The following is a 13,740-nucleotide window of genomic DNA, read 5'->3' on the forward strand; positions in this document are numbered from 1 at the left end:
GTTCGGAAACCGGTACCGCAATGTCGTGTAACCCCATGACGAGGGCACGTGGCTGTGTCTCAGGGGAAACGAGTTCTTCTCGTTTACTCGTCGTCTCGTTCGTCGTCCGCTCGCAGCGAAACCGATTGCACTGTGGCCAGCGCAAGCCGGAAACTTTCACCTGCGAGCGTGTAGCCGTACCGGTGAGGCTGTCGTATGGACGATCACAGCGATCAACCGGGTGACGGTGGCACTACTGACTCCGGTCCTCATTCGGATCCGGATCGTGCAGTTCGCGACGCTCGCGACGAGCGAGACACTCATGACCGGACCGACGAACGCGCGATACCCGACGCCGAGCGCGAGGAATCGGGCGTCGAACAGTCGATACTCGAATCCGAGGCCGATGACGCCAGTAAGGGCCACCGGACCGTCGACGAGCAGTACAACGGGCGATCAGCCGGCGGTCACGGAGGCCGCGACGCTCACGACGAGCACACCGGTCACAGTGGTGAATCCGGGATGCATGCGGGCCACGAACAACTCTTTCGGCGACGCTTTTTCGTCTCGACGCTGCTCTCGATCCCGGTGTTGCTCTACAGCGAGACGCTACAGGCGTGGCTCGGCTTCTCCGTCCCCGCGTTCCCCGGCAGCCAGTGGCTCACACCCGTCTTCGCGGTGATCGTCTTCGCCTACGGCGGGGTGCCGTTCCTTCGAATGGCCGTCCCTGAACTCGCGGACCGAACGCCGGGGATGATGACGCTCATCTCGATGGCGATCACCGTCGCGTTCGTCTACAGCCTCGCGAGCGTCGTCTTCCCGTCCGCGTCGACGTTCTTCTGGGAACTCGTAACACTCATCGATATCATGTTGCTCGGTCACTGGATCGAGATGCGCTCCATTCGCAGAGCCTCCAGTGCGCTCGACGAACTGGCGAAACTGCTGCCGGATACGGCAGAACGGCTCACCGACGACGGCGATACTGAGGAAGTCCCCGTGAGCGATCTATCTGCGGACGACCTCGTTCTCGTACGACCCGGAGCGAGCGTGCCGGCCGACGGCGTTGTCGAAGAGGGGGATTCCGACGTGAACGAGTCGATGATCACTGGCGAGTCAAAGCCGGTGTCGAAGGAACCGGGTGACGAAGTAATCGGCGGCACGTTAAACGGCGACGGCAGCCTTCGCGTTCGGATCAGCGCGACAGGCGACGAGACGACGCTTGCAGGGATCATGCGCCTGATCGAGGAGGCCCAGGAGAGCGAATCTCGAACACAGCAACTCGCCGACCGCGCAGCGGGATGGCTGTTCTACGTCGCCCTGGCTGCGGCAATCGTCACTGCTATCGCGTGGACCGTCGCGATTTCGTTCGACGCCGCCGTTATCGAACGAGTCGTCACCGTCCTGGTAATCGCCTGTCCGCACGCGCTCGGGCTCGCCATCCCCCTCGTCGTCGCGATCAACACGTCACTCGCCGCACGAAACGGCATGCTGATTCGAGATCGGGTCGCCATGGAGCGAGCCCGCAACCTGGATACGATCGTCTTCGACAAGACGGGCACCCTCACGAGGGGCGAACAGGGTGTCGTTGGTATCGAAACCGTCGAGGGCGTCACCGAAGACGATGCCCTTGCGCTCGCTGCTGCTGTCGAGAGCGATTCGGAACACATGATCGCTCAGGCGATCCGCGAGGCCGCCGACGAACGGGCTGTCGCGGCGGGAACGGCGACGAACTTCGAGGCGCTCAAAGGTCGCGGTGTGCGGGCAACTGTCGGCAGTGACACGGTCTCTGTCGGCGGTCCGAACCTCCTCTCTGCACTCGATGTCGAAGCGCCGTCCGAGTTAACCGCGTTCGCGGAACGCGCCGGCGATAACGCACAGACCGTGGTCTATCTCGTGCGCGAGGGCGCTCCCGGTCGTTCCTCGGACCAACCGAACGCGACACAACAGGCGACCGACGAGGAGGAGCGCAGCGAACCCGCGGCTCGAACGAGCGGCGACGTCGAAAGTACTGAAGCAACAGTGATCGCTGCGTTCGCACTCGCGGATGTTATTCGCGAAGAGAGCTATCAGGTCGTCGACGCGCTTCACGAACTCGGGATCGAAGTCGCGATGCTCACCGGCGACAGCGAGGACGTTGCCACCGCGGTGGCCGACGACCTCGGTATCGACACGGTTTTCGCCGAAGTACTGCCGGAGGACAAAGACGAGAATATCGCCGCGCTTCAAGAACGGGGCCGGTCCGTCGCGATGGTCGGCGACGGCGTCAACGACGCGCCCGCGCTGACGCGGGCTGACATCGGCATCGCTATCGGCTCCGGGACGGACGTGGCAGTCCAGTCAGCGGATATTATTCTTGTCCAGAATAATCCGATGGATGTCGTTCGCCTCGTCAAATTGAGCAAGGCAAGCTATCGAAAGATGCAGGAGAACCTCGTGTGGGCCGCCGGCTACAACGTGTTCGCACTCCCGCTCGCGGCGGGTATCCTCGCCCCGATCGGCATCCTCCTCTCGCCTGCAGTCGGCGCGTTGCTCATGTCATTCAGTACGGTCATCGTCGCGATCAACGCGCAGTTCCTTCGACGAACCGATCTGGACCGCCCGAGTCTCCCCGGCGTCTCCAGTTCTCGGTCCCCGCAACCGGCAGACTGATTCGCGTCTCTTCCGCCGCTGTCGTCGCCAGCCAATGCCGAGTAGTATTGTATAATATGTGGTTTTCTATACAAACCCTTATCTGTGTGCTGTCTGTAGTGTGGGACGACGATGACAGCTACTGGTGTCACCGACTCGATCGAATCGACCACGCCGACAGAACTGCATGCGCGGATCGACAGCGACGAGGACGTCTTCCTCCTCGATGTCCGCTCGGCAGCGGATTTCGACGCGTGGCACATCGACGGTCCCACTGTCGAGGTCGTTCACTACCCCTACTTCCAACTCTTGGAGGGCATTCCGGACACACTCCACGCGAAACTTCCTGACGACCAGCCTATCACGGTCGTCTGTGCGAAAGGCGACTCCAGCGAACTCGTCGCTGAACGCCTCGAAGAGGCGGGATATGACAGCACTCATCTCGAACACGGGATGCGAGGCTGGGCGCGCGTCTACGAGTTCACGACGCTCGACACCGACAGTAATGCAACGATAGCACAGTATCGACGCCCCTCGAGCGGCTGTCTGGCGTCTCTCGTCGTTTCGGACGGCGAAGCCGCGGTTATCGATCCGCTACGGGCGTTTACCGACGAGTACCTGCGGGATGTGCGGGCCTTCGATGCCGAACTGAGGTACGCGCTCGATACCCACATCCACGCGGATCACGTCTCCGGCGTTCGTGAACTCGCCGGTCGGACTGGGGCGACGGCAGTCGTACCCGAGGCTGCTGCGGCCCGCGGCGTCGATTACGATGTGGCCTTCGATACCGTCGCAAACGGCGACACGCTCTCGGTCGGCACCGTCGACATCGACGTCATTCACGCGCCCGGGCATACGGCGGGAATGACCGCATACGAGGTCGAGAACGTGCTGTTCACTGGCGACGGACTCTTCACGGATAGCGTTGCCCGCCCCGACCTCGAAGACCCTGCGGCGGCCAGAAACGCAGCCCGGACTCTGTACGGGTCGCTGACCCGGACAGTATCGGCACGGCCGGCCGAGACGATCGTGGCCCCCGCACACAGTAGCGATTCCGCAGTACCGACCGACGGTGGGGCGGTCACTGCGACACTCGGCGAACTGACGGAAACGCTGGCTGCACTGTCGATGGACGAGACCGAGTTCGTCGAGTTCGTCGCCGCGGATCTGCCCCCGCGACCGGCCAACTACGAGACGATCATCGCCGCCAATCTCGGCGCGGAGTCACTCGATGACGCGACGGCATTTGAACTCGAACTCGGCCCGAACAACTGCGCGGCCAACTAGGCGGGTATCGAAGTCTTCCCGCGGTGTTGATTACAGCCACTTCGACGGTGCATTGGCCGATAAGTAGGTATGCGACTGTATCAATCGGTGTTCTATCAATACTGGTGCTGATTCACAGCGCCGTGACTGATGCGCGCTATATACCGGTCACACGACAATCACTGTGTTACGTGTCTAGAAGCGCTCCGTAACACGTGTATGGCCGAGATTGGTGGAACAGGAAGCAACACCTATTATTTCAACAGGTAGAAGTATATGTATAGAGTAGCGATCTGTATGGGCAAACCGGACGAGAAGCCCGCGAACAAGTGGAATTCCGATAGCTATGATGAGGGACACTCCTTCGTCTTTGAGTACGGTGAAGGGGTAGTCGATCTACTGGAGCCAGAGCACGGGGAGCGGATACTTGATCTCGGGTGTGGGACTGGCCACCTTACAGATCGAATTGCCGAGCCAGGAGCAACTGTCGTCGGCCTCGACGCCTCTGAAGAGATGGTTGAGACGGCCCACGAAACCTATCCCGAGTATACATTCGTCAACGAGGACGCCCGGGACTTCTCGTTCGACGATCCGTTCGATGCCGTGTTCTCCAACGCAGCCCTCCACTGGATTCCTGAACAGGATGCCGTTCTTGAGTCGGTCGCCGACGCACTCGTTCCCGGTGGTCGGTTCGTCGCGGAACTTGGTGGGACAGGAAACGTCGCTGCCATTGTGAACGCAGTTCGTGACGAAGCGGCTGCACGCGGCTACGATGTCGAGAGTCCATGGTACTTCCCGAGTGTCGGCGAATACACCTCGAAACTGGAATCACACGGTTTCGAAACGCGCTACGCGACACTCTTCGACCGACCGACTGAACTCGATAACGGGACCGATGGACTCGCAGACTGGCTCGGCATGTTTGGTGACAGTCTATTGTCTACGATCCCCGATGATGAACAGTCAACGGTCATCGCCGCCGTTGAGGATCGCCTTCGAGAGGCCCAGTTCCAGGACGGGACGTGGATCGCGGACTATCGGCGGCTTCGCGTCGTTGCTCGGAAGACCCAGAGTAGTGACGACCGGTAAAACTATACACTGTTCTTATCGAATCAAAGCGCCCATAGTCTGTGAGAGACCTCATGTAATTTAATCAACTAGTCGACCATTTTGGTGCAAAGTTTGTAGCGATGGCAGTCGTATCCCCTCTCGTGAGCATGTACGAAGATATCCTCCTTCCGTTCGATGGCAGCGACGGGGCTGCAGAGGCGATTCATCACGCCGCCGAGGTCGCACACTGGGCCGATGCCACGCTCCACGTGTTGTTCGTTGCCGACACGACTCGGGATAGCGTCACCGTCGTCGACGGCCAGGTCGTCGACGCACTCGTTCGGAAAGGTGACGAGATCGTCGATGAAGCGGCGAAAACCTTGGATAGTCTCGGCGTTCCGTACGACACCGATGTCGTCCAGGGAAATCCAGCCCAGACGATCGTCGAGTACGCCGACCGCTACGAGCACGACCTGATCGTCCTGCCAACCCACGGTCGCGACGGGATTTCGAGATATCTGGCCGGGAGCGTCTCCGAGAAGGTCGTTCGTCTCGCTTCGCTTCCGGTGCTTACAGTACGGATGCAACCCGACGAGCAGTTGACGTTCCCCTACGAGACTATCCTCCTTCCAACGGACGGGAGCGCCGCCGCAGCGCACGCCGCCAACTACGGGCTCTCGATCGCGGAGTCACTCGATGCAACCGTCCACGTCCTGTCCGTCGTCGATGAGACGCTCCTTGAACTGGGTCTCGGATCGATAGTCTCCGGGCTGGATAGCGAACAGGCCGCAACCGATGCAATCAACGACATCGTGTCGGAGGCGGAGGCACGCGGCATTTCCAACGTTGTCACGCACATCGAACGCGGCACGCCGATCGATGGGATTCTCGACACCATCGAGTCGACCGCTATCCACGCCGTCGTCATGGGAACGACGGGACAACGCGGCACTGAACGAATACTGCTCGGAAGCGTCGCCGAAAAGACAGTCCGCTCTGCTCCAGTGCCAGTCATGACTGTCGCCCACCCGGACTGACCGCCTCCCTACCGGGAGCGTCGAATCGCGACGGCTCGGACAACAGCGGCCGCCCCTCTCAGCGCCCTGCCAGCGTTCTGAACTCGTTCCGATCCCGACTCCGTGGCGCAATATCACCTCCGTCCCGCGTATCCACTTTCGAGTTCTTTCTCTCAGTTGAATCGAGTATCGGAATTGGTGGGAGGTCCTGCTGTTGCAGAGAATCTGTTTTGTGAATTTGAACGACTATTTGGCATAGCTATTTGGCGAATCACGTCCTCAGTTGTAGCGGGACCATGTTGGGTGTTACCGAATTACAAGACATGTACGAAACGATGGTGATGGCGCGCTACTACGAAGAACGGCTTCAGGAGGAGTACCTCGAGGGAAAACAGCCCGCCTTCGATATTTCCGCTGGTCCGATTCCGGGTGAACTGCATCTCGCGGCAGGTCACGAAGCATCCGGCGTTGGCGTCTGTCATCACTTGCGAGCCGAGGATACGGTTACAGCGCCCCATCGCCCGCACCACATCGCGATTGCAAAGGGCATCGATTTGAAAGCCATGACCGCCGAAATATTTGGGCGAGAGACCGGTCTCAGCGGCGGCAAAGGCGGCCACATGCACCTTTTCGATCCCAACGTCAACTTCGCGTGTAGCGGGATCATTGCCGAGGGCTGTCCGCCGGCGGTCGGTGCCGGATTGGCCGCGAAAAAACGAAATACTGACAGCGTCGCAGTCGCCTTCCTCGGCGAAGGTGCGATCGACCAGGGCGCGTTTCTGGAATCGCTCAACCTGGCGAGTGTCCAGAACCTGCCCGTCGTGTTCGTCATCGAGGACAACGACTGGGCAATCAGTATGCCGAAAGAACGCGTCACCGATGTCACGAACGGGGTGCAACGGGCCGCCGGATTCGATCTTCCAGGCACTCGCGTCGACGCCGACGACGTGGTCGCAATCTCTGACGCCGCTACTGACGCCATCGGACGCGCTCGCGACGGAAACGGCCCGTCGCTACTTGAGGTCCAAGTCCATCGGCGCATGGGTCACTTCATGGGAGACGCAGAAGGGTATCGCCCGGATGCGGACAAGGATGCGGCTACCCGGCGAGACTCGATCGAACGTCTCGAAACGAAACTGCGAGCCAACGATATCGATGACGAGACGCTCGATGAACTCCGCTCTCGCGCCCGCGAGCGCGTCGACGACGCCATCGAGTGGGCGAAAGAACAACCCGAACCCGAGCCATCGGCGGCCTACGAGGACGTGTTCTCGTCGCCACCGTCCGAGGACCCGGAACGCGCTCCGTCCGTCGCGGACACGGGAGGTGAGGACTGATGGCCCAGCAAGAGGAGCACCGACAGACGGATCGCTCGCTGACGATGAGCCGGGCAATGGTCGAAGCGATCGCCCACGAAATGCGCGAGGACGATGCCGTCTTCTACATGGGCGAGGACGTCGCGGACTACGGCGGCATCTTCGATAGCACCGAGGGACTTCTCGATGAGTTCGGCCCCGACCGTATCATGGACGTGCCCATCAGCGAGACGGCGTACATCGGTGCTGCGGTCGGTGCCGCACAGGAGGGGATGCGGCCGATTGCCGAACTCATGTTTGTCGACTTCTTCGGCGTCGGCATGGACCAGATCTACAACCAGATGGCGAAGAATACCTATATGAGTGGGGGAGCCGTTTCCGTTCCGATGGTTCTTACCGCCGCCGTTGGCGGGACGTATAACGACGCTGCACAGCACTCCCAGACGCTCTACGGAACGTTCGCTCACCTGCCGGGAATGAAGGTTGTGGTCCCATCGACGGCCTACGATGCAAAGGGACTGCTACACACTGCGATCCGTGACGATGATCCGGTCGTCTACATGTTTCACAAGCGGTTGATGGGTATCGGGTGGCTCCCCGCACCGGACGGCCCGAAAACGGGCGTCCCCGAGGAGGCGTACACGATCCCGTTCGGCCGTGCCGACATCAAACGTGAGGGTGCTGACGTGACCGTCGTCACACTCGGATTGCACGTCCACCGTGCGCTTGCGGCCGCCGACTCGCTTGCCGATGACGGGATCGATACCGAAGTCATCGATCTTCGGACGCTGGTTCCGCTCGATATCGAAACGATCTGTGAATCGGTAGCGAAGACAGGTCGACTCGTCGTCGTCGACGAAGATTACCGTTCGTACGGTCTCACCGGCGAAATCATCGCAGGGGTGGCTGAAGCTGAACTCGCCGCTCTCGACGCCGTCGAACGGGTTGCACTTCCGGACGTCCCGATACCCTACGCGCGCCCGATGGAGGACGAAGTCGTCCCGGACACCGACGATATCACGGCGGCGATTCGACGCGTTCGATCGGACGAATGAGTTCGAACACTCCCCGCGTCGCCGTCGAGACGGTCGACGTCTGGCCCGCGGATACCGACGAGGACGAGGGCGTCGTCGTCAACTGGTTCACGAGCGAGGGGACCCGCGTCGACGAGGGCGATCCCCTCTGTGAATTCCAGGTCGAAAAGGTAAGCGTCGACGTGCCGGCACCGGCGTCCGGCATCCTCGACGAGATCGCCCTCGACGAAGACGACGAGTTCGAAAAGGGCGAGACGATCGCCTGGATTCGCCGTGACTAGCCCCGTCGCTCGTCTAGAACCCGTTTCCAGAGAGTATGACTGACACTGATCCAGACACCGACACTGATACCGGCCCAGATCCCGATTCAGACGAAGACCCGGGCCCGCATCCGGACCCAGATTCAACCCGGCCCGACGATGCACCAGCGACGAACGCCTCCGAATCCCATCTCGGCCGGACCGTCTCCGAGGAGCGGCCACTGTCTCGAATGCGACAGACGATTGCGAACCGTCTCCAGGAGAGTTCTCGGAACGCGGTTCACGTGACTGTAAGCCGGGAGATAGACGCCGAACCACTCCTGCAGGCAACCGAGAGTGCAGCGACGACCCTCGATGTGGACATCTCCGTGTTCGACCTCGTACTCCGTGCAGTTTCTGCGACCCTTGCCGAACATCCGACCTTTAACGCGACGTTCGAAGACGAGATGCACGTCCTGTACGAAGAGCATAATATCGGTATCGCCGTCGATATCGAGGCCGGGTTGGTGACCCCCGTCCTCCGTCATCTCGATTCGAAATCCCTCATTGCTCAGATCGGAAGAGCGNCATCAGAGATGTGTATAAGAGACAGTCAGGAAGGCGAGTACTCGATGCGCGATCTTCGCGGTGGCACGTTCACCGTCTCGAATCTCGGCGTCTTTGGCGTTGACTCGTTCACGCCGATCATTAATCCGCCGGAGATTGCGATTCTCGGCGTCAACCGGATCCGCGAGCGCGCACAGCGTGGGTCTGACGGCGTCGTGTTCCGCAATCAGTTGCCCGTCGACCTGAGTTTCGACCACCGGCTCGTCGACGGCGCAGACGCGGCTCGATTCCTCGAAACGTTTGCGGAGCACGTGGAAAACTCGGATCGATTCGTGCCTGCGGGCTGATCGTCGGGTGACCGTGTTCTTTCGAACGATGTTTGGGACGACCCACGATGCTTAGGATGGCCGAGGTGAGAGGAGTGCCTTAAAATACCGTAATGAGCCACCCAACGAAGCCAGCCGTGACGAGCAGCCGCCCGAGGCTTCCCAGAAATGTCGCGATAGCGAACCGCACGTAGTTCGTTTCGAGCGCGGCGAACGCGTATATCGATATCGTATCGGGAAATAAAGGCACGGACAGCGCAATCGCGAGCCCGGCGTACCCGTACTGTTGTGCGAGTTGTACTGAGCGTTTCTCTGACCACTCTAGTATGTTCCATCTGGATCGGCGTAACCACCGAATAAGCGGCCCGGCTTGTTTGGCTTCCTGTCCGATATGGAACGCGAAAATGCTTCCTGCAGCCTTTCCGGTCGCACTTACGATCATAATACTCCCGAGCTGTCCCCACGCGGGGAGACCGAGATCAAGTGGGACGCCGAGAACGACCTCGCTGGGGCCTGGGAGGGCAAATGCGATGAGAAACGAGTAGATGAAGATAATCCCCATTCCTGGCCAGCCTGTCACCGATTCAACGAACGCCTCGATACCACCACCGCTAAGAAAGAGGACCAATGGGGCGGATACTGCCATTGCGAAATTCTTCAGTAGCAATCACTATGATCATTTTCATCTAGCGAGTATCCGCATATCGTCTCGTCTTCGTCGATCTACCGCAGCTTTCCTTCCACGAGAACGAGGCTGCTACCAGCACTCTCGGGCTTCTACGGGGCTGATCCGAGCTGGTTTCCAGACAAGCGGTGGCTCCGCAAGCAAGCATAGATAATCGCGTTAGAAATCCTGTCGTTCGATCTCTACTGATCGAGGCTCGTTCGAGAGCGATAGCCGCGTCCAGACGACACGTCCGCTAATCGCGCCGATCGAGGTGATAATCAGCAGCGAACAGAAGTACCACGGCTTGGCCTGAACCACCGTAAGCCCTCTCGTCGAAGCGGGAACGATACCCAGCGCCAGCAAATAGAACAGGGTGAGGAGACAAATCGAGGACTGGCGGTACCCGTGCCAATAGAGCACGCCGACGAGGACACCCGCGAGCAATCCGAGTTGGCCCGAATGAAGTTCGGGAATAGTGCTGAAAAGTGACGAGAGGACCGTTTCAACGGTTGCCATGAGTACGTTGCTCTAGTCGGGACCCGTTCTATGCGTTGACCTGCAATTCGACAGGCCATATAACGAGTCACGCTGGGCCGATATCAGCGGCCACCTGAAGTGCAGGAGACCGCAGTCAGCGGCTCGCTGACAGAACCCGGCTCTCGCTCTCTACGCGAGTGCTCGCCAGAGCCGAACTCGTGCCCATAGCGGGTACCGGTCGTTGTTCCCCGATAACCGTGGAGTTAGTTCGTTGAGAAGAGGAAAGATGGGCGGCGGAAACCAGCTACTATGGCCTCTTGGGCGAGACTTCGCGTATACGCTCTTCAATGAATGTTCGGACTATCTTTAAACGAGAAGTGACGGCATTGTGGGGTAACGGAAAAGGAATCTCGCTTGCCGGAGTTGCTGTCGGCTGGGGGCTCTTAAATGGGACGCGGATGGTCTACCCTATTATTATTCCTGATCTCGAGATCGCATACGGGCTGAGCCTCGCGGTTTCCGGCCTGTTGGTGAGTGTTCTGTGGTTCTTTGCGGCGATCGGCCAGTTACCCGGGGGAATGCTCGCCGATAGATACAACGAGCGCGCACTCATGGCGACGAGTACGGTTATCGTCGCAGCGGCGCTCGGTCTCGTGATTACGTCCTCCTCAGCAGTGGTACTGTTTCTCGCCACTGCAATCTGGGGACTCGGTCACTCGCTGTACCCGATCGCCAGGATCACGTTTCTCTCGAACCTGTACTCCGGGCGGCTCGGAAGCGCCCTCGGTGTGACGATGGCGACCGGTGATATTGGACAAACGGTACTTCCACCGATTGCAAGCACGCTCGCTGCAGCGGTTGCCTGGCAGGCCGGGATCGGGTTTGTGACACCGTTTCTTCTTCTGGCTGGCATCGTTATCGCTGCGACGTCTGCTCCACAGTCGACACGGGCGAGGGCATCCACATCGCAATCGATCAGTGACACACTCGGGGTGTTCACAGAGCTTCGAACGCCGTCGATAGGGCTTATGACCGGAATTTTGTTCCTCTATATGTTCATTTGGCAGTCGTTCACGGCGTTCTACCCAACGTATCTCATTCGGGTCAAGGGACTTTCTTCGTCGACCGCGAGCGTCCTCTTCGGGTTCTTTTTCGCCGTCGGTGTGCTCGTCAAGCCAGCAGCAGGCGCAGCGTACGATCGCATCGGAATGCGAAAATCGCTCGTCGGAATCCTGTTGCCGGCAGTTGCGGGGTTCTTCCTCCTTCCGCTCCTCGATACCGTCTGGTTCCTCGTCGGAATCACCGCGCTCATCAGCACGATGCTCGGGACCGGCGCGGTGACCCAATCGTTTCTCGCAGATTCGTTCTCCGACGAAATGCAGGGGGCAGGACTCGGCGTCGTCCGAACGGTGTCAGCGTCGCTCGCTGCTAGCGGCCCGGTCATTTTTGGGATAATCGCCGATCACGGATACTTCGATCAGGGATATCTCGCCTTAGCCGTGATCATGGCGGTCGTCATCGGTCTGACGGTTTGGATGCCGGACGTAGCGCACTCATAGGGCCTAGTTTTCTCTTCGTAATCTATCGTGTTTTCGAGTTCATTTGAGATATCCCAACTGAACTACTATTCTGTCCGCGCCTAAACTCGAGTTCTGCAAGCCCATGAACAAGCAGAACGACACTGAACGCCACGGTATCTCGCGCCGAAACTACCTCAAATTCGGGAGTGCAACGGCACTTTCGATCGGCGCTATCGACAGCGCAACTGCGACAGCACGGCCGGAGAGTTCCGATCAGCACCGGGGGAACCCCGACCGGATCGTGATCAAAAACGGGACGCTCGTTACGGTTGATCCCGACCTCGGTATTCTCCGCGATACGGACCTGCTTATCGCGGACGGAGCGATCGAACGGATCGACGAGTCGATCGACGAGCCGAGCGCTGCCCACCTCGACGCCGAGGATGCGATCGTCCTTCCCGGATTCGTCAATTCGCACCTGCACACGTGGCAAGCCGGCGTTCGCGGAATCGCGGGGAACTGGTCGTTCTCCGAGTATCTCGAAACGATGCTCGGAGAGATCAGTCGTCACTACCGACCCGCCGATGCGTACCTCGGGAACCTCTTCGGTGCCGTCGACCAACTCAACGCCGGAACGACGACGATTCTCGACTGGTTTCATATCGCGAACTCGCCGTCACACACCGATCGTGCGATAGACGGTCTCGAAGACGCCGGCATCCGCGCAGTCTTCGCTCACGGACCGCCCGGGGACGACAGCGCGACGTGGTGGGAAGACAGTACGGAACCGCATCCGGACGATATCCGCCGGCTTCACCGCGAGCGCTTTCCCTCGCCCGACGGACGACTCACGCTGGCGATGGGGATCCGTGGCCCGGATTACTCGACTGACGAAATCGTCACGCACGACATCGAACTCGCCCGGGAACTCGGAATTCCCGCCTCGATGCACATCGGCTCGCTCGGTCCCGGCGGCGTCGCGACGCTAGACGAACTCGGACTCCTTGGCGACGACCTCAACTACGTTCACGCGAATCGGCTGACGCAAGCGGAGTTCGATCGTATCGGCGACTCCGGCGGTTCGGTATCGACGACTCCCGAGGTCGAAATGCAGATGGGCATGGGAATGCCGGCACTCCGGGAAACTATCGATGGAGGCGCGACACCTGCCGTCGGCGTCGACATCGTCTCGAACGTCAGCAGCGACCTGTTCACGCAGACGCGAACGGCGCTGCAGGTCCAGCGCGCCCTCGATGCCCAGCCGACCGTCGAGCAAAACGAACAGATCGAAACGGTCTCGCTATCCGCCAGACGCGCGCTCGAACTCGCGACGATCGACGGCGCTCGAGCACTCGGACTCGACGACACGATCGGCTCGCTGACGCCCGGCAAGCGAGCGGATATCACGTTCGTTCGGACGACCGATATCAATACGACGCCGGTCCACGATCCGGTCGAAACGGTCGTCTTTCAGGCGGGCGTTGCGAATATCGATACGGTCCTGGTCGACGGACGGATCGTCAAGAAAGACGGCGTCCTGTACAACGATCCCGCGAGCAAACACCGCGATCAGCTCGTGCAGTCGGGACGGCGGATCCTTCGAGAAAGCGATCTCCACTGAGGGCTTTCGACCTGCCGAACTCGTCGGTAGGTGC

General features: G+C 60.1%; 12 protein-coding genes. 10 read left to right on the forward strand and 2 right to left on the reverse strand.

Going from position 1 to position 13,740, the window contains the following annotated elements; genetic code table 11:
* The first annotated feature begins 195 nt into the window (after positions 1-195).
* From C484_RS09165 to C484_RS09200, 8 genes are all read left to right on the forward strand, one after another.
* Entirely contained in the window at positions 196-2,628 is a 2,433-nt protein-coding gene (locus tag C484_RS09165) for a heavy metal translocating P-type ATPase (protein ID WP_006825655.1), read from the forward strand.
* Positions 2,629-2,739: 111 nt separating this feature from the next.
* Complete coding sequence (locus tag C484_RS09170) at positions 2,740-3,894, forward strand: MBL fold metallo-hydrolase (protein WP_006825656.1); 1,155 nt, start codon at positions 2,740-2,742, stop codon at positions 3,892-3,894.
* Between the two features lie 276 nt (positions 3,895-4,170).
* The gene (locus C484_RS09175) at positions 4,171-4,962 is read left to right on the forward strand and encodes a class I SAM-dependent methyltransferase (RefSeq protein ID WP_006825657.1); all 792 of its coding nucleotides are present in this window, start codon (positions 4,171-4,173) and stop codon (positions 4,960-4,962) included.
* A 128-nt stretch (positions 4,963-5,090) separates the two neighbouring features.
* On the forward strand, positions 5,091-5,960 hold the full coding sequence (locus C484_RS09180) for a universal stress protein (protein ID WP_006825658.1): 870 nt from the start codon (positions 5,091-5,093) through the stop codon (positions 5,958-5,960).
* A 302-nt stretch (positions 5,961-6,262) separates the two neighbouring features.
* Positions 6,263-7,276, forward strand: coding sequence for a thiamine pyrophosphate-dependent dehydrogenase E1 component subunit alpha (locus tag C484_RS09185; RefSeq protein WP_006825659.1), 1,014 nt, complete (start codon positions 6,263-6,265; stop codon positions 7,274-7,276).
* Positions 7,276-8,310 carry an alpha-ketoacid dehydrogenase subunit beta gene (locus C484_RS09190; protein WP_006825660.1) on the forward strand — a complete coding sequence of 345 codons (1,035 nt, stop codon included), beginning with the start codon at positions 7,276-7,278 and terminating at the stop codon, positions 8,308-8,310. Before C484_RS09185 ends, C484_RS09190 begins: the two co-directional genes overlap by 1 nt.
* Positions 8,307-8,570 carry a lipoyl domain-containing protein gene (locus C484_RS09195; protein ID WP_006825661.1) on the forward strand — a complete coding sequence of 88 codons (264 nt, stop codon included), beginning with the start codon at positions 8,307-8,309 and terminating at the stop codon, positions 8,568-8,570. Before C484_RS09190 ends, C484_RS09195 begins: the two co-directional genes overlap by 4 nt.
* Positions 8,571-8,605: 35 nt before the next feature.
* Complete coding sequence (locus C484_RS09200; RefSeq protein WP_006825662.1) at positions 8,606-9,442, forward strand: dihydrolipoamide acetyltransferase family protein; 837 nt, start codon at positions 8,606-8,608, stop codon at positions 9,440-9,442.
* A 79-nt stretch (positions 9,443-9,521) separates the two neighbouring features.
* Here the strand turns inward: C484_RS09200 and C484_RS09205 are convergent, their stop codons facing one another.
* The gene (locus tag C484_RS09205; protein WP_006825663.1) at positions 9,522-9,983 is read right to left on the reverse strand and encodes a YqaA family protein; all 462 of its coding nucleotides are present in this window, start codon (positions 9,981-9,983) and stop codon (positions 9,522-9,524) included.
* 282 nt (positions 9,984-10,265) lie between these two features.
* On the reverse strand, positions 10,266-10,604 hold the full coding sequence (locus C484_RS09210; RefSeq protein WP_006825664.1) for a hypothetical protein: 339 nt from the start codon (positions 10,602-10,604) through the stop codon (positions 10,266-10,268).
* A gap of 419 nt (positions 10,605-11,023) precedes the next feature.
* On the opposite strand from C484_RS09210, the gene C484_RS09215 reads away from it, so the two are divergent.
* Together C484_RS09215 and C484_RS09220 are read left to right on the forward strand one after the other, a co-directional pair.
* A complete protein-coding gene (locus tag C484_RS09215) occupies positions 11,024-12,124 on the forward strand; it encodes an MFS transporter (protein ID WP_006825665.1) in 1,101 nt (366 codons plus the stop codon).
* 103 nt (positions 12,125-12,227) lie between these two features.
* Complete coding sequence (locus C484_RS09220) at positions 12,228-13,706, forward strand: amidohydrolase family protein (RefSeq protein WP_006825666.1); 1,479 nt, start codon at positions 12,228-12,230, stop codon at positions 13,704-13,706.
* The last annotated feature ends 34 nt before the right edge of the window (positions 13,707-13,740 follow it).

Origin of the sequence: Natrialba taiwanensis DSM 12281 (genome assembly GCF_000337595.1) — an archaeon.
Classification (GTDB): Archaea; Halobacteriota; Halobacteria; order Halobacteriales; family Natrialbaceae; genus Natrialba; species Natrialba taiwanensis.

Excerpts from the sequence above, each read along its gene's own strand:
- C484_RS09165 (WP_006825655.1), top strand. The coding sequence starts at position 196 with ATGGACGATCACAGCGATCAACCGGGTGACGGTGGCACTACTGACTCC.
- C484_RS09180 (WP_006825658.1), top strand. The coding sequence starts at position 5,091 with ATGTACGAAGATATCCTCCTTCCGTTCGATGGCAGCGACGGGGCTGCA.
- C484_RS09210 (WP_006825664.1), bottom strand. The coding sequence starts at position 10,604 with ATGGCAACCGTTGAAACGGTCCTCTCGTCACTTTTCAGCACTATTCCC.
- C484_RS09170 (WP_006825656.1), top strand. The coding sequence starts at position 2,740 with ATGACAGCTACTGGTGTCACCGACTCGATCGAATCGACCACGCCGACA.
- C484_RS09215 (WP_006825665.1), top strand. The coding sequence starts at position 11,024 with ATGGTCTACCCTATTATTATTCCTGATCTCGAGATCGCATACGGGCTG.
- C484_RS09190 (WP_006825660.1), top strand. The coding sequence starts at position 7,276 with ATGGCCCAGCAAGAGGAGCACCGACAGACGGATCGCTCGCTGACGATG.
- C484_RS09220 (WP_006825666.1), top strand. The coding sequence starts at position 12,228 with ATGAACAAGCAGAACGACACTGAACGCCACGGTATCTCGCGCCGAAAC.
- C484_RS09205 (WP_006825663.1), bottom strand. The coding sequence starts at position 9,983 with ATGGGGATTATCTTCATCTACTCGTTTCTCATCGCATTTGCCCTCCCA.
- C484_RS09185 (WP_006825659.1), top strand. The coding sequence starts at position 6,263 with ATGTACGAAACGATGGTGATGGCGCGCTACTACGAAGAACGGCTTCAG.
- C484_RS09175 (WP_006825657.1), top strand. The coding sequence starts at position 4,171 with ATGGGCAAACCGGACGAGAAGCCCGCGAACAAGTGGAATTCCGATAGC.
- C484_RS09195 (WP_006825661.1), top strand. The coding sequence starts at position 8,307 with ATGAGTTCGAACACTCCCCGCGTCGCCGTCGAGACGGTCGACGTCTGG.